This is a genomic window from Dellaglioa sp. CoH-57-MRSF-16 (assembly GCF_056782055.1).
Genome location: NZ_JBXAXZ010000007.1, coordinates 1 through 18,170, shown reverse-complemented (window position 1 = coordinate 18,170; position 18,170 = coordinate 1). Strand labels below are relative to the sequence as shown.

General features: G+C 34.3%; 16 protein-coding genes and 3 tRNA genes. 3 read left to right on the top strand and 16 right to left on the bottom strand.

Features of this window, described 5'->3' with window-relative positions; all coding sequences use genetic code 11:
• Nucleotides 1-3: 3 nt before the first annotated feature.
• From AC1RPH_RS06820 to AC1RPH_RS06785, 8 genes are all read right to left on the bottom strand, one after another.
• A complete protein-coding gene (locus AC1RPH_RS06820) occupies nt 4-990 on the bottom strand; it encodes a beta-ketoacyl-ACP synthase III (protein ID WP_481761877.1) in 987 nt (328 codons plus the stop codon).
• Between the two features lie 179 nt (nt 991-1,169).
• Nucleotides 1,170-1,254 (bottom strand) — tRNA-Leu (locus AC1RPH_RS06815).
• A 59-nt stretch (nt 1,255-1,313) separates the two neighbouring features.
• Nucleotides 1,314-1,766, bottom strand: coding sequence for a SprT family protein (locus AC1RPH_RS06810; RefSeq protein ID WP_481761876.1), 453 nt, complete (start codon nt 1,764-1,766; stop codon nt 1,314-1,316).
• Nucleotide 1,767: 1 nt separating this feature from the next.
• On the bottom strand, nt 1,768-3,942 hold the full coding sequence (locus AC1RPH_RS06805) for a Tex family protein (RefSeq protein ID WP_481761875.1): 2,175 nt from the start codon (nt 3,940-3,942) through the stop codon (nt 1,768-1,770).
• Nucleotides 3,943-4,039: 97 nt separating this feature from the next.
• Nucleotides 4,040-4,480, bottom strand: coding sequence for a hypothetical protein (locus AC1RPH_RS06800; protein ID WP_481761874.1), 441 nt, complete (start codon nt 4,478-4,480; stop codon nt 4,040-4,042).
• A 15-nt stretch (nt 4,481-4,495) separates the two neighbouring features.
• Nucleotides 4,496-7,150 (bottom strand): cation-translocating P-type ATPase, encoded by a 2,655-nt coding sequence (locus AC1RPH_RS06795; RefSeq protein WP_481761873.1) that lies wholly within the window; start codon nt 7,148-7,150, stop codon nt 4,496-4,498.
• Between the two features lie 202 nt (nt 7,151-7,352).
• Complete coding sequence (gene nadE, locus AC1RPH_RS06790; RefSeq protein WP_481761872.1) at nt 7,353-8,180, bottom strand: ammonia-dependent NAD(+) synthetase; 828 nt, start codon at nt 8,178-8,180, stop codon at nt 7,353-7,355.
• Between the two features lie 12 nt (nt 8,181-8,192).
• Nucleotides 8,193-9,656, bottom strand: a complete 1,464-nt coding sequence (locus tag AC1RPH_RS06785; protein WP_481761871.1) for a nicotinate phosphoribosyltransferase — start codon at nt 9,654-9,656, stop codon at nt 8,193-8,195.
• A gap of 160 nt (nt 9,657-9,816) precedes the next feature.
• On the opposite strand from AC1RPH_RS06785, the gene AC1RPH_RS06780 reads away from it, so the two are divergent.
• The gene (locus tag AC1RPH_RS06780) at nt 9,817-10,563 is read left to right on the top strand and encodes a WecB/TagA/CpsF family glycosyltransferase (RefSeq protein ID WP_481761870.1); all 747 of its coding nucleotides are present in this window, start codon (nt 9,817-9,819) and stop codon (nt 10,561-10,563) included.
• A 41-nt stretch (nt 10,564-10,604) separates the two neighbouring features.
• On the opposite strand, the gene AC1RPH_RS06775 is transcribed toward AC1RPH_RS06780, so the two are convergent.
• The 8 genes from AC1RPH_RS06775 to AC1RPH_RS06740 all read right to left on the bottom strand — a co-directional run bounded on the left by AC1RPH_RS06775 (nt 10,605) and on the right by AC1RPH_RS06740 (nt 17,406).
• Nucleotides 10,605-11,834 carry a NupC/NupG family nucleoside CNT transporter gene (locus AC1RPH_RS06775; RefSeq protein WP_481761869.1) on the bottom strand — a complete coding sequence of 410 codons (1,230 nt, stop codon included), beginning with the start codon at nt 11,832-11,834 and terminating at the stop codon, nt 10,605-10,607.
• Between the two features lie 154 nt (nt 11,835-11,988).
• Complete coding sequence (locus AC1RPH_RS06770; protein WP_481761868.1) at nt 11,989-12,690, bottom strand: GntR family transcriptional regulator; 702 nt, start codon at nt 12,688-12,690, stop codon at nt 11,989-11,991.
• Nucleotides 12,691-12,715: 25 nt separating this feature from the next.
• Nucleotides 12,716-13,843 carry an N-acetylglucosamine-6-phosphate deacetylase gene (nagA, locus tag AC1RPH_RS06765; protein ID WP_481761914.1) on the bottom strand — a complete coding sequence of 376 codons (1,128 nt, stop codon included), beginning with the start codon at nt 13,841-13,843 and terminating at the stop codon, nt 12,716-12,718.
• 73 nt (nt 13,844-13,916) lie between these two features.
• Nucleotides 13,917-14,714, bottom strand: a complete 798-nt coding sequence (proC, locus tag AC1RPH_RS06760) for a pyrroline-5-carboxylate reductase (RefSeq protein ID WP_481761867.1) — start codon at nt 14,712-14,714, stop codon at nt 13,917-13,919.
• A gap of 113 nt (nt 14,715-14,827) precedes the next feature.
• Nucleotides 14,828-14,899 (bottom strand) — tRNA-Gln (locus AC1RPH_RS06755).
• Nucleotides 14,900-14,913: 14 nt separating this feature from the next.
• Nucleotides 14,914-14,997, bottom strand: a tRNA-Tyr gene (locus AC1RPH_RS06750).
• Nucleotides 14,998-15,063: 66 nt separating this feature from the next.
• Complete coding sequence (locus AC1RPH_RS06745) at nt 15,064-15,888, bottom strand: metallophosphoesterase (protein ID WP_481761866.1); 825 nt, start codon at nt 15,886-15,888, stop codon at nt 15,064-15,066.
• Nucleotides 15,889-15,948: 60 nt separating this feature from the next.
• Nucleotides 15,949-17,406: a peptide MFS transporter gene (locus AC1RPH_RS06740; RefSeq protein WP_481761865.1), complete on the bottom strand. Its 1,458-nt coding sequence runs from the start codon at nt 17,404-17,406 to the stop codon at nt 15,949-15,951.
• Between the two features lie 193 nt (nt 17,407-17,599).
• On the opposite strand from AC1RPH_RS06740, the gene AC1RPH_RS06735 reads away from it, so the two are divergent.
• Both AC1RPH_RS06735 and AC1RPH_RS06730 read left to right on the top strand, forming a co-directional pair.
• A complete protein-coding gene (locus AC1RPH_RS06735) occupies nt 17,600-17,815 on the top strand; it encodes a transposase (RefSeq protein WP_481761913.1) in 216 nt (71 codons plus the stop codon).
• 93 nt (nt 17,816-17,908) lie between these two features.
• On the top strand, nt 17,909-18,037 hold the full coding sequence (locus AC1RPH_RS06730) for a transposase (RefSeq protein ID WP_481761864.1): 129 nt from the start codon (nt 17,909-17,911) through the stop codon (nt 18,035-18,037).
• Nucleotides 18,038-18,170: the final 133 nt, after the last annotated feature.

Sequence of the window (18,170 nt, the reverse complement as noted above, 5' to 3'; positions counted from 1 at the left end):
ACCTTAAATTTTTATTAGTAAACTTCCATATGCTAAGCCAGCTCCAAATCCAGTTAATAAAACTGTACCACCCGTAAACCCTTGTTGAATTGCTTCATTTAGGGCCATTGGAATCCCGGCTGAAGATGTATTTCCGTGATGAATAACACTTGTTGCAAATTTTTCAATTGGCATCCCTAACTCATCAGCAATTGTTTCAATAATTCTTAAATTTGCTTGATGGCAAACAACCAAATCAATATCACTTGTTTTTAACTTATTATCTTTAAGTAATTGTTTCATCTGATTAGGCACAACTGTTGTAGCAAATTCAAACACATCTCGTCCCTCTTGGAAAAATGCATCTATTGTTGGATAATTATCTTCATTAACATCACTTAATGGTTCAATACGTCCACTATGAATAACATCCTTTTTTTGCCCATTTGTTTCTATTTTTTCAGCAATAAAGCTTTCATCCGCTGAATTATTTGAGGCTTCAAGAAGAGCACCACCTGCACCGTCTCCAAAAAATACAGCGCTTGTTCGATCCTTAAAATCCATCATTTTTGAGTTAACTTCTGCACTAATCACAATTGCCCGTTTGTATTGCCCTGTACGTAAAAACTTTTCTGCGGTACTCATAGCAAATATAAATCCCGCACAAGCAGCGCTAATATCGAAAGCAAAGGCGTTCATTGCGCCAATATTTCCTTGAACAATCGCAGCTGTCGATGGTGTTAAGGCGTCTGGCGAAATTGTGGAAATAATAATTAAATCAATATCTGTGGCTTCATACCCAGATTTAAGTAAAAGTTCATTTGCTACTTTTGTACTCAAATCTGATGTATTTTCATCAATTGCATAGTGTCGTGTTTTAATCCCAGTATGCGCCACTATCCATTCATCCGAGGTTGGCATAAATTTAGCTAATTCATTATTTGTCACAATTCGTTCCGGCACAAAATGTGCCATATTTTTTATTTTGACATAATTATTCAATTTACCCATTCTCCCAGTCGTTAAGTTTAATTCATTCTATTTTATCAATAATCGCAAAATTAAGACACCAAAATAATTAACGCTTAATAATTCTTTAATTTCATAATACGCCAGTATGGCAATCTTTCATTAAAAAAAGCACTAAACCCCATAGTAACAAGGTCGAGTGCTTTTAAGTAAAACTATTATGCGAGTAAATGGATTCGAACCATCACGGGATATTATCCCACCAGATCCTTAGTCTGACGCGTCTGCCAATTCCGCCATACTCGCAAGAACAATCATAATTGTAGCAAAAATTGTTCCTTGTTACAAGTCCCATTTAAAATAAATTAGTATTCCATTAAAATTAACTTACTTCGACACTTCGAGCAAACGTAGCGTGACAGGTTAATTTTTCTTTGTCGTTGATACTGTTGTCCACAATTAGAGCATTGATAGTGAATAACTCTTTTCTTTTTAGCCTGTTTTGGACCAAGAGGGGCAAACCGGCTACCACCTACAATTGTCAGTAGCTGTTTGAAATCATGATCACGATGTTGATAACCCTTTTTAGCAATATGCAGATGATAATGACATAATTCATGCTTGATAACACCTATTAAAATATCCTCACCATGTTCCGTCAGCATTTTAGGATTAATTTCAATATTATGGTCATTTAATCGATACCGTCCACCCGTCGTTCGTAGTCTTTTATTAAATGTTGCTTTGTGGATAAATGGCTGCTTAAAAAAAGTTGTGGATAAGTTTTGAACTAAAGCTGTTAATTCAAAATCAGTCATCTTATTTATCCGTTGGTCGTTTCATTGTTAACTGAACGCGATTACGTTTCAAATCAACTTCCATTACCCACACTGTAACTATGTCCCCAACCGCAACCACTTCACTTGGTTTCTTAACGAACTTATCTGTTAATTGTGAAATGTGGACAAGTCCATCTTGTTTAACACCAATATCTACAAACGCACCAAAATCAATTACGTTCCGAACGGTTCCTTGTAATGACATGCCGGGTTCTAAGTCCTCAATTGTTAACACATCGTGTCGTAGTAACGGTGCCGGCATATCGTCACGTAAATCACGGCCTGGTTTTTGTAAACTAGCTAGAATATCTGCTACTGTTTCCACACCACTACCCACAACTTGTGCCAAATTTTCAGCATTTGTCTGTGCTAATTGGTCATTTGTCTCAGTTTTACCCAAATTAGTTATTTTTATCCCCAATTCTTTCAACAAAATCTTTGTTAGTGGATAACTTTCAGGATGAATATCAGTATTATCTAAAATGTTATCCCCAGAAACAATACGTAAAAATCCAATTGCTTGTTCATAAGCTTTTGGTCCTAAGCGTGGTACTTTCTTAAGTTGTTGACGCTTCGTAAATTTACCATTTTCGTCACGATAAGTAACAACATTTTTAGCAATTGTTAAATTTAATCCAGAAATTTTTGTTAATAGCTCTGAACTAGCTGTATTTAAATTAACCCCAACTTTATTCACAGCATCTTCAATCACGACATCTAACTGTGCATCCAATTTTTTTTCAGCAACATCATGTTGATACTGACCGACTCCAACAGATTTAGGATCAATCTTAATTAATTCAGCCAAAGGATCTTGCAATCTACGGCCGATACTAATAGCAGAGCGTTCTTCAACGTGAAGTTCTGGGAATTCATCACGAGCTGCTTGACTAGCTGAATAAACCGATGCCCCAGCCTCATTTACAATGACATAAAAAATTGGCCGTTCGATTTCTTTTAAAATATCTGAAACAAATTGTTCAGATTCTCGACTTGCTGTTCCATTTCCAATTGCAATCATTTCAACTTGGTATTTTTCAAGGAACTGTTTAAATTGTCCAGCAGCTGCGGCACGTTTTTCACCATTTGCAGGTTTATGTGGATAAATTACCAATTTGTCTAAGAATTTACCTGTACCATCCACGATGGCTAACTTACAGCCTGTTCGATAGGCTGGATCAAAACCTAAAACAACTTTCCCTTTTAATGGTGCTTGCATAAGTAAATGGTATAAGTTATCCCCAAACACATTAATAGCTTGTTCTTCAGCAACCTCTGTCATACCTTTACGAATTTCACGCTCAATTGATGGTTTAATAAAGCGTTTATAACTATCTTGATACGCATTTTCAATGATTGGTACAGCGTCACCACTATTTTTCCCAATAATTCTAAAATGCATAAATGTCATAATTGCTTGTTCTGGTACAACAACGGAAGCTTTTAAGATTCCCTCTTTTTCACCACGATTAATTGCCAGTACACGATGCGGAACGACTGATTTTAAAGATTCACTAAACTCATAGTAATCACGATAAATACCTTTTTCGTCTTTTTCTTCAGCTTTAACTTTTGCTTCAAACAAACTATCTTTTTGAGTTACTTTACGAATCCACTCACGATATTCGGCACTTTCACCAAATGCTTCAGCTAAAATTTCATGTACCCCAGCAAAAACGTCTTCTTCAGTTAAAATTTCAGCATCAACATTAATAAATGTGCTTGCTTTCTGATTAATTTCAGCTGCTGTTTGGGGGAATGTCAACAACCATTTGGCAAATGGTTCTAATCCAGCCTCTTTGGCAATAGTGGCCTTAGTACGACGTTTTTGTTTAAAAGGTAAATAATAATCTTCAATCTGTTGCAATTTTTTTGCTAAACTAATTTTATTTTTTAAAGCTTCTGTTAAATTACCTTGTTCTTCAATTATGTGGATAACTTCTGCTTTACGTTTTTCTAAACTCTCAACATGTTTATAAGTTGTCTCAATTTCACGAATTTGAACTTCGTCTAAACTATCTGTTCTTTCTTTTCGATATCGTGCAATAAATGGAACAGTATTTCCTTCATCAAGCATCCCTAAAACTGCGTTAATTTGTTTTTCTCGATACTGATTTAGCTCTTTTAATACTAACGGCATAATGTTTTTTTCCATGATAACGACCTCAATTCGAATATTTTTTGTTCATAAAAAAGAGACTAATAATAGGCGTCAGTACAACCATTCCTAATATCAATCTCTTTAATTAAATTTAACCTAAAATTTGTTGCATGATACGTTGCATCATATCAGTTGTTTGCGTCATTCCTTTATCTTGTTTTTCTTCTGAAGCTTTAAATGCATCAACCTCGACAAGATGTTTCTCAACATTAATACTACTTGTCATCTCATCGCAACCTTCAACAAAAGTACGATAACCACTAATTAATTTTTTATGTTTTCCCAAAACAGGAATGGGTACTTGTAAATCATCTAATTTGCTTAAATTTTCTTGGTAACTTGCTGTACCTTCAACAAATTTTTCTTTAGTAGTTGTGAATTCATCATCTGAAACAATAGAAAAGTCACCTGCAGTAATGGCTTTTTCCATTACTTCGTAATGATCATTTAAAGAATTACCCATTTCTTCAGTTGCTTGCGCAACATCATTTAACGCATTGATATAATAATTTACATTAACTCTTTTTTTCAAGATATAAACTTCCTTTTATTTATTTTTTCTGAATAATCGTTGGCCAAGCTTCACAATTTCAACAATCACAATAATTGAGAATGATCCCGCTAAAACAATACCCCATTGATACATATCTAAATGGCTAACATGGAACATTTTATTTAATCCGGGGATTAAAATAGTTGCTGCGAGCAACGCAAATGATGCCAAAATTGACCAATTAAACGTCACATTTTTAAAGATATTACGGTTGAAGATTGACCCATGGATTGATTTAACATTGAATGCATGGAATAACTGAATTAATCCTAATGTTGCAAAAGCCATTGTTAAAGCATCTGCATGAATTAATTTATCACCCATATGAACAGGATACGTTAAAGCCAACCAATAAACAAATAATGTTATAGCCCCTTCTAAGATACCTTGATAAATAATACTTGGCATCACACCACCAGAGAAGAAGTTTGATTTACGTCCACGTGGTTTTTGATCCATCAATCCTTTTTCAGCAGGTTCTACACCAAGTGCAATTGCGGGAAATGTATCTGTTACCAAGTTAATCCACAAAATATGGACTGGTGCCAAAATACTCCAACCCATCATTGTCATAACAAACAAGGTTAATACTTCACCTAAGTTTGCAGAAAGTAAATATTGAATTGATTTTTGAATATTAGAAAAGACTTTTCGTCCTTCCTTAACAGCAAAAACAATTGTCGCAAAATTATCATCAGCGAGAACCATATCTGAAGCACCTTTAGATACTTCAGTTCCTGTAATACCCATCCCAATTCCAATATCAGCCGATTTCAAAGCTGGCGCATCGTTCACACCATCACCAGTCATAGCAACCACTTGATTCTTTTTCTGCCATGCTTTAACAATTCGCACTTTATGTTCAGGCGATACCCTTGCATATACAGAATATTGTTCAACCTTATTTTCAAATTCTGAGTCTGATAAATCATCTAATTCAGAACCAGAAATAATTGCTTCATGTTGTCCAGCTTCAACAATTCCTAATCGAACTGCAATAGCTTCGGCAGTATCGCGATGATCGCCTGTAATCATCAAAGGACGGATCCCGGCTTTCTTAGCTTCGCTAACTGCAGCAGCAGCTTCTGGTCGCTCTGGATCAATCATTCCAACTAATCCAGCAAAAATCAAATCATTTTCCACAGTTTCTGAATCTAATACCGCTGGAATTGCAGGCATTTCACGATACGCGAATGCTAACACGCGTAATGCTTGCGTTGCCATATCATGATTATTAGTCATAATATAATCTAGCTGTGCATCAGTTATCGGTTTAATTTCGCCATTTTCAATATAACGTGTTACCCGTTTTAATAGTTGATCGGGAGCACCCTTAACAGCAACAAAAAAAGATTTATCCTCATTTTTTTGAATTGTTGACATCAATTTACGTTCTGAATCAAATGGAACTTCAGCAACTCGAGGTTCACTGCTTAATAATGCATCCACATCTAATCCATGATCTAAATGATATTGAATTAGAGCCGTCTCTGTTGGGTCACCAATTAAATTGCCCTCAGATGTTTGTTTTGTGTCATTACTGAAAGACATCACCTGGTATAGTGGACTTTCTAAATTTGTTTCCACCTTATCGGCATCTAATAACTCATTATTTATAAATATTTTTTCAACAGTCATTTGATTTAACGTTAATGTACCCGTCTTATCTGATGCAATAATGTCAGTACTACCAAGTGTTTCAACTGCTGGTAATTTTCTAACAATCGCATTTCTTTTTGCCATCTTTTGTGTTCCAAGTGCTAAAATAATTGTAACAATAGCTGGTAATCCTTCTGGAATTGCAGCTACAGCTAATGAAATCGCAATTAACAACATATCAATGACACTATTATCTCCATTTTGTAGACCAACGAAGAAAACAATAACAGCAATAATTAATATTAAAATAGTTAATGTTTTACCTAATTGGTTAAGATTATCTTGTAGTGGTGTTTTCATTTCATCGGCAGAATTGAGCATTCCTGCAATACGTCCAACTTCAGTGTTCATCCCTGTTCCAACAACGATTCCTTCACCACGCCCATAAGTTACATTACTATTCATAAACGCCATATTATGGCGATCGCCAATACCAGCATCTTCATCATTTAATAAATTTAAACTTTTATCAACAGGTACTGATTCACCAGTTAAAGCAGATTCTTCAATTTTAAGAGAAGCAATCTGTGTTAAACGTAAATCTGCTGGAATAACATCCCCTGCTTCAAGTAAAACAATATCTCCAGGTACTAAATTTTCACTTTTTACAGTTTCAATTTGCCCATTTCGTTTTACATTTGCGTTAGGTGTCGACATTTCTTTTAACGCATTAATTGCCTCTTCAGCCTTAGATTCTTGAAAAACACCGAATACAGCGTTTAAAACAACAACTAACATGATGATAATTGCGTCCACAACTTCACCTGATGATGCCGCAATTAACGCAGCCACAATTAAAACGATTATCATGAAATCTTTAAACTGATCAAAGAATTTTTGTAATATTGTTTTACGTTTACCTTCTGACAACTGATTCAATCCATACTTGTCTGTTCTTTCTTTAACCTCTTGGGTTGTTAACCCTGCCAAATCTGTCTTTTGGCCTGCTAAAACTTCGTCAACTGATTGTGCGTAAATCCTTTTTGTCATAGTAATCCTCCTTATAATAGTTTCACAAAATACAAAAAAAGACCTATGTATGTTGCAGAACTTTAAACATACATAAGTCTCACTATTTAAGGCAATACCAGAAAAAGAACTTTCTTGTTGGTGACATTGCCGCGGATAACCGCCAGTTACTCCCCTATGATTTCTTTAATTATAACTGAAATGAAACAGCTTACGCAACTATTTACTTCCAAAAAGAATCATAAACAGTAATTGGCAGATGTCGTTTGTGTTCTGTCTTTAAATACCAATTTTCAATTTTATCACTAATTTCTTTTGAAACTACCTTTCCTTCAAGATAATCATCAATATTATCGTAAGTAACTCCTAAGGCAACTTCATCAGGTAGCGCTGGACGGTCTTCTTCCAAATCGGCTGTTGGTACTTTTAAATACAGATGTTCCGGCGCATTTAACGAAGCTAACATCTCTCTACCTTGGCGCTTATTCAAACGCCAAAGTGGTGTAATATCAGCACCTCCGTCACCATATTTAGTATAAAATCCAGTAATTGCTTCTGCAGCATGGTCAGTTCCCACAACCGCACCTGACTTTGCCCCGGCAATCCCATATTGAGCAATCATGCGCTGACGAGCTTTGATATTACCTTTATTAAAATCAGAAATTTCAAGATTGTTTGCCATTAAGCTTATTACCATTTCATCGGTAGCACCTTTAATGTCTACACGAACCACTTGATCTGCCTGCATAAATTTTATAGCATCTAATGCATCAGATTCATCGGATTGATTGCCGTATGGTAGTCGAACTGCAATAAATTGATAATTGCTATCACCGGTTTCTTCACGTAACTCACGAATAGCCTGTTGTGCTAAATACCCAGCAAGTGTTGAATCTTGTCCACCAGAAATTCCTAAAACTAAAGATTTTAAAAATGGATGTTTCAATAAATAAGCTTTCATAAAATCAATACTCATACGAATTTCTTCTGCAATATTTACACTTGATTTCACTTTCAAAGTTTCAATAATTTTCTTTTGTAAGTCAGTCAAGATTAACACCCCTTATTTAATATTATTCATATTATTTCTAATTTTTTGGATGATAGCCATCTTATTATCATAAGCTTTTTGTGATAAATCGACAGGGTAATCTTGTGGATTTAATTCACGTTTATATTCTTCCCATAACCCATCTAACTGAATTCTTGAATACTCTCTAATAGCATCCAATTCTGGCTGATTATAAACCAGTTCACCTTCAACAAATATATCTTGTAAAATTGGTCGTGCATTATAGTTAGTTACCAACTTATTAATATAGGTATACTGCTGATGGAACATATAAAGTGAGTCTTGTTTCTGAGGTTCCTCATCCGATAGTGCAATGTAATCTCCTTCAGTTTTACCATCAACTTTATTAGTAATACGCCATACTTGTTTCTTACCTGGTGTTGATACTTTTTCTGCATTATTACTGAGTTTAATTGTATCAACCATTTTACCATCGCCACCTTCAATGGCTACTAATTTATAAACTGCACCTAAGGCGGGTTGATCATAGGCAGTTATTAGTTTAGTTCCAACGCCCCAGACGTCAATTTTAGCTCCTTGCATTTTTAAATTAGTAATTGTTTTTTCATCTAAGTCATTTGAGGCATAAATTTTAGCTTCTGTAAATCCAGCTTCATCTAATTGTTCACGAACGCGTTTCGAAATGTAAGCCATATCCCCACTATCAATTCGTACGCCGGCAAAATTAATCTTATCACCTAACTCTTTAGCAACTTTAATTGCACTTGGCACACCACTTTTTAACGTATCGTATGTATCAACTAAAAAGACACAATCACGATGCGTTGTTCCGTAAGCCATAAAAGCATCATAGTCATCTCTGTATGCTTGAACTAATGAATGCGCATGCGTTCCACTGATAGGAATACCAAATATTTTACCTGCTCGGACATTACTAGTTGCATCAAATCCACCAATATAAGCTGCACGTGTTCCCCAAATAGCTGCATCAAATTCTTGTGCTCGTCTTGTACCAAATTCTAACACACCATCATCTCCGGCTACAGCTTTGATACGAGCTGATTTTGTTGCAATCAATGTTTGATAATTAATGATGTTAAGTAATGCCGTTTCTACTAATTGACAGTCTGCTAAAGGACCTTCTATTTGGACAATGGGTTCGCCGTTAAAAACAACTTCCCCTTCAACAGCTGACCTGATTGTGCCACGAAAATGAAAATCTTTTAAATAGGCAAGAAAATCATCTGGATATCCTGCCACTTCTCTTAAATACGCAATGTCTGTCTCTGAAAATTTTAAATTTTGAATATAATTAATAGCTCGTTCTAAGCCTGCAAAAATCGCATAGCCATTAGAAAATGGTAAATTTCTGAAGAAAACTTCAAATACAGCATTTTGATTATGAATATTTTTTTCCCAGTAAGTTTGGATCATATTAATCTGATAAACGTCCGTATGTAACGTATAGCTATCATCTGGGTAATTTTTTACCATGATGTTTCTCCTTTAAAATGAATGCACTACTAGAATTTTTTCCAGCACACAAATTATAATCTACATTTTACCATTTTTTCCGTAATCCGTCATATTCAATACTTATTTTAAATTTATCTTCTGTTATAATGAGACAAAGTTTAAAAAGTGAGGACATATTATGCCAAATAAATTTAAAAAAACAAAAATATTAGATATCGAATTTATTAATACAACTAATGACGCTTTTTTAACTCAGATAGCGACTGATTCGATAGCTCATCTAAATCGATTTATCGTGACAGCCAACCCAGAAATTGTTCTATTTGCACGACAACACCCAGATTATAAAAAGATTCTTAACCAAGCTGACTACGTTACACCAGATGGTATTGGTATTATCAAAGGCGCAGCAATTTTAGGGACTCCAATGCCCGAACGAATCACTGGCTATGATACTTTAATGAGCCTGCTTAAATGGGCTAATAGTCATCAAAAATCAATATACCTAGTTGGTGCAGCCGAAACGGTCATCCAAAAAGTTGCCAAAACGATTAAGTCTGATTATCCAAACATTAATTTAGTCGGATTTCATAATGGTTATTTCAAAAATGATCAGGATATTGTAAGTAACATTAAAATATCTCAGCCTGATTTTGTTTTTGTTGCAACAGGTTTTCCAAATCAGGAGGAATTTATTCAGCGTAATCGCCAAGTGTCTGATAGTATCTGGATGGGTGTTGGTGGTAGTTTCGACGTTCTAGCGGGTACTGTGAATCGTGCGCCACAATTTTGGCAAAATCATCATATTGAGTGGCTTTATCGTTTATTCCAAGAACCGACTCGTTTTATTCGAATGCTAGCTATTCCACGTTACTTATTACTAATATACAAAGAAAAATTTAGAGGACATAAAAAAAAGAACTAAGAAATTAAAAATTTCTTAGTTCTTTTTTACATATTGTTATATTACCAAACGAAAACGCCAACCATACCCGCTGATAATAATGAAACTAGAATACCAGATAATAGCATGTAACCAACGTTTCTTGCGATAACATCATTTTTTTCTTTATCCACAATTCCTTTGAAACAACCAATAATCATTCCAATTGTTGAAAAGTTTGCAAACGATGTAACAAAAACAGTTAAAACAGCTTTGTAATGAGGTGCAAATGAGTTAATCGTACTTGATACTTGTCCCATAACAACAAATTCATTTGTTACTAATTTTGTACCCATGTAACGTGCTAATTCGAAAGCATCTGAAGGATTGAATCCCATTAACCAAGCAAATGGGAACATAATAATACCTAAAATATTTTCAAGTGATAAATTTGGATTAACTAATCCAAGAATATTATCAATCAAGGCTGCTAAAGCAACGAAAGCAATAACATTTGCTGCAATAATCAAGACTAACTTACCAGCACCCAAAATTGAATCACCCAAGAAAGCGAAAAAGGGTTCTCTTTTATTATCTGATTCAGAAGTTTCTAAATCATTTGAGTTACTACCTGTCATTTCAGCAATAGTATCTTCTTCTTCTGTTACTTCAACTGGATTTAAAATACTTGTTATAATAATAGCATTAATAATATTAATTGGAACAGCTGTTAAGATATATTGACCTGGCATCATTGTTGTATAAGCACCAATGATTGAAGCCGTCACACAGCTCATTGACATCATTGCCAAAGTTAAGTTCCGTTCTGATTTCATTAGTTTCAACTGAAGGCTTGAAACAGCTAATGCTTCAGTATTTCCCAAAAACATCATTTCTACTGAGAAAAATGATTCAAATTTTGGTTGGCCTGTAATTTTTGATAACCCACGGCCAATCCACTTAATAATAAATGGAAGAACGCCAATGTACGTTAAAATATCAAACAATGGCACAATCATAATAACTGGTAATAGAACACTCATGAAAAATCCCATATCAGTTACTTTAGGCATAGCGGGTACCATAAATTGAATACCTTGATATGCGGCCTGCATTAGCCAATTAAACCCATTAGCCGCGCCTTCTACAAGATCACGTCCTAATGAGAATTTTGTTAAGAACCAAGCTAAAAATAAATTAATAACGACCATAATTGCGATTGATTTCCAATTGACTTCTCTCTTTTTCTTGGAAAACGCAAATGCAACTAAAATAAAAATGGCAACACCGAAAATATTAACTAATAAATACATATCTTAAAACCCCTTCAGATAATTTATTTTTTGCTCTTAAATAATATAGCGTTATCTCAAATTGATGTCAATCGAACAGATTTCTCAAAAAAAAAATTACTCTATCTCATCCATTGATATGGTTGAAAGAGAGCAATTAATAATTTCTTAAACTTTATTTTTCTAGATAAAATTCAAAGCGATTCCCTACATATTGTGTCCGAACATATTCAAAAGGTTCACCATTTTTCAAAAAGCTAACTTGACGAAGCCTCAAAATCGCTTCACCACGCTTGATTGATAGATAATCCGCTATGCTTTCAGCAGCTGACATAGCAGACACTGTCTGTTGTGCCCCTCCCAATGTTAAATTGGCTTTTTCTTCCAATGTTCGATATAAAGAGCTCGTAATTTCAGTTTTACTATAACCCTCAACTAATTTATTAGGAACCGTAGCAACTTCAAAACAAATCGGTAAACCATCAGCATAACGAATTCGTTCCATTCGTAAGACTAGTTCGCCATCGATCAATTGTAACTTTTCAATTTCACTTAATGAAGGCGTTGTAACATGATAAGTGATCGTCTTACTTGAAGCCACTTTTCCCTGTTCAGCCATTAGGTCAGTAAAACTAGTCACACCTGACATCTTTTCTTGAACCTTCTTACGAGCAACGTAGGTTCCATCACCAACATGACGTTCTAGAATACCTTCATCTACCAAGGTTTGAATTGCCTGTCTAAGCGTCATTCTGCTGACACCAAATACAACAGCAAGTTCACGTTCAGCCGGAATACGATTGCCAACTTCCCATTCACCAGATTCAATTGTTTTTTTCATTTCATTATGAATTTGAATATATATGGGAGATCCCATTAACAATTACCTTCCTAACCTTTTATTAAAATTTACGTCCAAAGCTATATGTGCTTTCTAGTTGCATGTTAGCATCAAATAAGTTCATATCAGCATCTTTTCCGATTTCAATAGCACCTTTTGATGTTAAATTGAATTCCCTAGCTTGATTGACAGAACTCATCAATACAGCTTCTTCGATACCACAACCAGTAAATTTCATAATATTTTTAAATGCATCTTGATATTGTAAAACAGAGCCTGCTAAATTACCAGATTCTAATCTTGCTTGTTTGTCTTTAACAATAACTTTTTGCCCGCCAAGTTCGCTTAAGCCTTCAGGCATTCCTTTAGCACGCATCGAGTCAGTAATTAATTCAATACGTTTAGGTCCTTTTAAATCATAGGCTAGTTTAATCATATCTGGCACAATATGAAAACCATCAGCAATAATTTCTGTATAAATATTATCCTCTAAAAATGCATGTCCAGTTACACCTGGTTCACGATGCTTAAATTCGCGTTGTGCATTGTATAAATGAGTGACATGACTTGCTCGAGAATGTTTCATTTCTTCGCGAGTAGCGTTACTATGGCCCACTGAAGGTACGATACCATTCTTGATACAATACTCTTCAAATTCAGGTGACGTTTTATGTTCCGGTGCATAAGTCACTAATTTGATCATATGTCCTGATAATTCATTCCATTTATCAAATAACTTTGTATCAGGTGCCTCAATATATTTTTCAGGCTGTGCGCCTTTAAAAACAGGAGAAATAAATGGTCCTTCAAGATGAATTCCTTGAATAACAGGGTTCACTTCAGCGGCTTTTTTGATACCAACCATAGCATTAGCAATATTTTCATGTGATTGGGTCATTGTCGTTGCGAAATAAGTCGTAACACCTTCGTGAATCATATCGGTAACCATTTCATTAATTTGTTTAGAATCACCATCCATAGCATCAAAACTATATCCACCATGGCTGTGAACGTCAATAAATCCAGGAACAATAATTTTCCCTTCTACATCTCTAACCTCATCAGAGGCTAAAGCTTTGTATTCGCTCATTGGCCCCATTGCACTAATTTGTTTATCAAATCGAATATATGCATCTTCAATTTTTTCTGAACCCGTGTAGATAACTGCATGTTTTAAAACAATACTCATCTTATCCGCCATCCCTTCAATTTATAAACTTAGTATAATCGGTATAGACCAAAAAAACAAGGTCATATCAAATTTAGTTTTTGTCTTTAGCCACAGTTGCATCAACTGCTTTAATAATAGAATTCATAAATCCAGCCTCTTCCATTGCAAGCAATCCAGCAATAGTTGTGCCACCCGGAGATGAAACCTCATCAATTAATTTCCATGGCACTTCATCAGTAGCTAAGACCTTTTTTGCACTGCCTAGTACAGCTTGAGCAGCAATCTTAGTTGCTTTATCTTTTGGTAAGCCATATTTAACGCCTGCACGTGCAAGCGTATCAATAAATAAGTAAATAAATGCTGGTGAGCTACCAGCAAGAGCAACAAACGTGCTAAAATCGCGTTCAGCAATCTCCATCGTTTCACCAATAGTATCAAATAAATCAGTACCTTGTTTCATTTGTTTATCTGTCAAAATATCATTACCGACTAACGCAGTCATACTTTCGGAAACCGTTGCGTTAACATTTGGCATTGTTCTTAAAATACCAACTGAATGATTATCTAATTCTAATTCAATTTCAGAGATTGAAACACCTGATACAATAGAAATTAGCATAGGTTTGTATTCCTTCACTGACTCTTTAATTTCTGCTAAAACCATACCTAAGACAATTGGTTTAACAGCAAGAAAAACAACGTCAGCCTCACTAACCACCTGAGCATTGCTACCTAACGCTGTAAAGCCATTAGCTTCAGCATAAGGTACATAGCTGGACTCTCTTGCACTGTGTACCAAAATTTCTTTTGGCGCGATAAATTCTGCTTCTACTAAACCTTCAATAATTGCTCGAGCCATATTACCAGCTCCAATAAATCCAATTTTCATAGTTTCCTCATTTCAATTATTATATTTAATTACTATCTCCATCATACCGCAAAAAAAAATAAAATAACAAATAAAACAAAAAAGCAGATACCTAAGTATCTGCTTTTAGCTAGTTGGGTTAGATGGATTCGAACCATCGCATGACAGGATCAAAACCTGTTGCCTTACCGCTTGGCTATAACCCAATATTATAAAATAATGGTGGAAGAGAGTGGATTCGAACCACCGAACCCGAAGGAGCGGATTTACAGTCCGCCGCGTTTAGCCTCTTCGCTACTCTTCCATATCAGCTTTATCCGACTTAACTATCATACAAATAAATGGATTAAAAATCAAGCTTTTTTTTCAATTATTTTAAATTAATTATTTGTAACGTAAATTTCCACTCATCGAAGAACGTATTTTTCGTCCATTCGTTATATTTTTTCCGCCCATATCCCACTGGCTTCGTATAATACGTCGTTTCATTAATTTGAATAGGATCATGTTTGATATGGAGGTGCCCAAATAAAACTTTTTCTACTTTATAGTATTCTAACAGATCTCCCATCTTTTGACTACCTAACATGCCGTTTGCAACGTTCCAGAAACGATTATCATTATTAATTTTAATATACAATTCATTAGGTACAAAATGAGTCATAAATATTATTTTTTTATTTAATTGTTTCGCATCACTCAATAATTTTTCAGTTTGTCTTAAACTTAATTTAAATCTCTCGACATCTGGCATTGGTTGAACAATTTTACGATCGATCCAATAGTTTGTTTTCCAATGTAGCATTTCTTTATCAGACCGTTTTAGCTGTTTTGAGTAACTGTAATCGTACCATCCATTATTACCTATAATACGCCATTCAGTGCCGGAGATATCCAAATATTGATTATGGAGATAAGAATCATTCACTACACTTTCTAGCTCATCAAATGTTATATTTTTAACCATGTCATGGTTACCTGCAATAAATAAGACAACAATTTTATTATTTAACTTTCTTTTCAGTCTAATAATATAATCAATCGTTTTATTAAAATCATTAAATAAATCTCCTGTAATAAGATAATACTCAATATTTTTCGCTAATAGATAATTTACTTGTTCATCAATAATTATATCCACATCAACTTTATTAATATCAAAGTGATTATCACTACTAGTTGCAATAATTGTCATGTTTCCCTCCAAAAAAAGATATGTTAATTAAAATTAACATATCTTTCATTAAAAATCTATTTAATTAACGCCTTCCATTAATTTATGAATTCTTGGAATAAAGAAACTCAACATAATACCAAAGGCAACAGTAATTCCACCAACTACAGCAAAGTACATTGATTCAGTAGCGGGTGTGTATAACCGAACAATTTGTGAATTCAATGCTTGAGCAACAGCATCACTCAAGAACCAAACACTCATCATTTGAGATTGAAAACTTTTTGGTGCAAGTTTAGTAGTAATTGATAAGCCAACTGGAGAAACCAAAACTTCACCAAGCATAACCATCATCCAACTTGCAACTAACCATAATGGGCCAACTTTAGTATCTGTTCCAAAAAGAACACCAGGGAGCATCATCCAAAGGAAAGATGCTCCAGCAAATACTAGACCAATTGAAAATTTAGCTGGAGAACTAGGTTGTTTCGATCCTAATTTAACCCATAACCAAGCAAATATTGGAACATAGATTAATATGAATAACGGATTCATACTTTGAAAGAAACTAGCTGGGAAAGTGAACCCAAAAGCACTTAACTGCGTTCTAGTTGACGCAAACATTGCTAAAACAACTGAACCTTGTTCTTCAATTGACCAGAATAAGATACTGGCAATAAATAACGGAATATACGCTGTAAGTCTTGATCGTTCAATTTTTGTTGTTTTCTTACTTGTTAACATCATTGTAAAGTAATAGACAGGGATGATAACTGCAAGAATTGTGATTAAAAGAATGACATTCGTAATATTTAATGATTTAAATAGGAACATGATAACTAAAATTAAAGCTAAAGCTATAACACCGATTGAAGATTTTTTAAGAATAGTTGATAATTCGTTAGGTTGAATAGGGTCATTAGGATATAAACTATCTTTTGTTAAATATTTTCTTCCGTCAAAGTAATATTGAACTAAGCCGAAAAACATCCCAATAGCTGCTAATGAGAATCCAACGTGGTAATTATATTCTTGACCAACCCATCCAACTAGCAACGGTGCAATCAAAGCACCAATATTAATCCCAGATACAAAGATACTGAAACCAGAATCACGTCTTGGATCCTTACTATTGTATAATCCACCAACCATTTCAGAAACATTAGGTTTTAACAACCCTGTTCCCAATACGATTAACGCGATAGATATGAATAAAGCAACTGATTTAAAGGGTGTTGCAAGAACAATATGTCCTAGCATTATTAGTATTCCACCAATAAACACTGTTTTTCTACTACCCCAAAGGCGATCACTAACGAAACCTCCAATGACACCTGATAAATAAATTAATGATCCATAAATGGACATAATTGACATGGCTGTAGCTTGATTATAACCAAGCCCATCCACTTCTGAAATCATATAGTATAAAAGAATTGCTCGCATTCCGTAATAACTGAATCGCTCCCACATTTCTGTAAAAAATAGTGTTGATAATCCTCTAGGATGACCAAAAAAGGCCGTATCTTTATTTTTCATGGACTTCCTCCGATATAAATCTAGTATATGTATTTTAATGCATTACACATTATACAATGTATATATATCAATAGTCAAATCAAATTTTTACTTATATCTCATCATTTACTACTTGTTTTATCATTTAACGTCTTTCTAATATGTGAAAAATTTTATATCCATTATTAAGTAATAGTGTAACAAAAAATGCTCTATAGTATCTGCTATTTTTGCTAGAACAATCTATCAAGTGACTAAGTATTTTATCCGGTTCATTTTAGAAGCACGCGAAAACGTTAAAGTAATCGTTACTTATATAAACTATACGTATCCCAAGTTTACGAGAACTTTGTTATTCCCGAACGCCATAGTTGTTTACGATCAATTTCACATTTACAATGCACTTATGCATGCATTTAATAAAACTTGAATTCAATTTTTTAAAAAAATTGTTTACTCATTTTAATTTAACATGAAGACTATGTGAAAAACGCTATTAACTATCCTTATTCTAATAGCCTACTTGAAGGAAGGGACTAACAATAAATTGAAAATTATTAAACGTAATGCCTACGGATTTAGTGATTTTAGGAACCGTGTTTCCTTTGTAATGAGAAATAAAACTATAAAAAAAGGTGTTGTCACTTTGTGACAACACCTTTTTTTATATTCAGCAACGGTCGTAAAATTTTATTGTTTTATTTTTAATAGCATGGCAACGTCCTACCCTCGCAGGGGGCGACCCCCAACTACTCTTGGCGCTAAGAAGCTTAACTTCTGTGTTC

What these genes read in the sequence shown, in the direction of transcription:
- AC1RPH_RS06775 (WP_481761869.1), bottom strand. Translation starts at nt 11,834, where the DNA reads ATGTATTTATTAGTTAATATTTTCGGTGTTGCCATTTTTATTTTAGTT.
- AC1RPH_RS06810 (WP_481761876.1), bottom strand. Translation starts at nt 1,766, where the DNA reads ATGACTGATTTTGAATTAACAGCTTTAGTTCAAAACTTATCCACAACT.
- nagA (WP_481761914.1), bottom strand. Translation starts at nt 13,843, where the DNA reads ATGAGTATTGTTTTAAAACATGCAGTTATCTACACGGGTTCAGAAAAA.
- AC1RPH_RS06745 (WP_481761866.1), bottom strand. Translation starts at nt 15,888, where the DNA reads ATGACAATTATTGCAACTAGTAGTGATAATCACTTTGATATTAATAAA.
- AC1RPH_RS06785 (WP_481761871.1), bottom strand. Translation starts at nt 9,656, where the DNA reads ATGGTAAAAAATTACCCAGATGATAGCTATACGTTACATACGGACGTT.
- AC1RPH_RS06820 (WP_481761877.1), bottom strand. Translation starts at nt 990, where the DNA reads ATGGGTAAATTGAATAATTATGTCAAAATAAAAAATATGGCACATTTT.
- AC1RPH_RS06780 (WP_481761870.1), top strand. Translation starts at nt 9,817, where the DNA reads ATGCCAAATAAATTTAAAAAAACAAAAATATTAGATATCGAATTTATT.
- AC1RPH_RS06805 (WP_481761875.1), bottom strand. Translation starts at nt 3,942, where the DNA reads ATGGAAAAAAACATTATGCCGTTAGTATTAAAAGAGCTAAATCAGTAT.
- AC1RPH_RS06770 (WP_481761868.1), bottom strand. Translation starts at nt 12,690, where the DNA reads ATGGGATCTCCCATATATATTCAAATTCATAATGAAATGAAAAAAACA.
- AC1RPH_RS06740 (WP_481761865.1), bottom strand. Translation starts at nt 17,406, where the DNA reads ATGAAAAATAAAGATACGGCCTTTTTTGGTCATCCTAGAGGATTATCA.
- proC (WP_481761867.1), bottom strand. Translation starts at nt 14,714, where the DNA reads ATGAAAATTGGATTTATTGGAGCTGGTAATATGGCTCGAGCAATTATT.
- AC1RPH_RS06795 (WP_481761873.1), bottom strand. Translation starts at nt 7,150, where the DNA reads ATGACAAAAAGGATTTACGCACAATCAGTTGACGAAGTTTTAGCAGGC.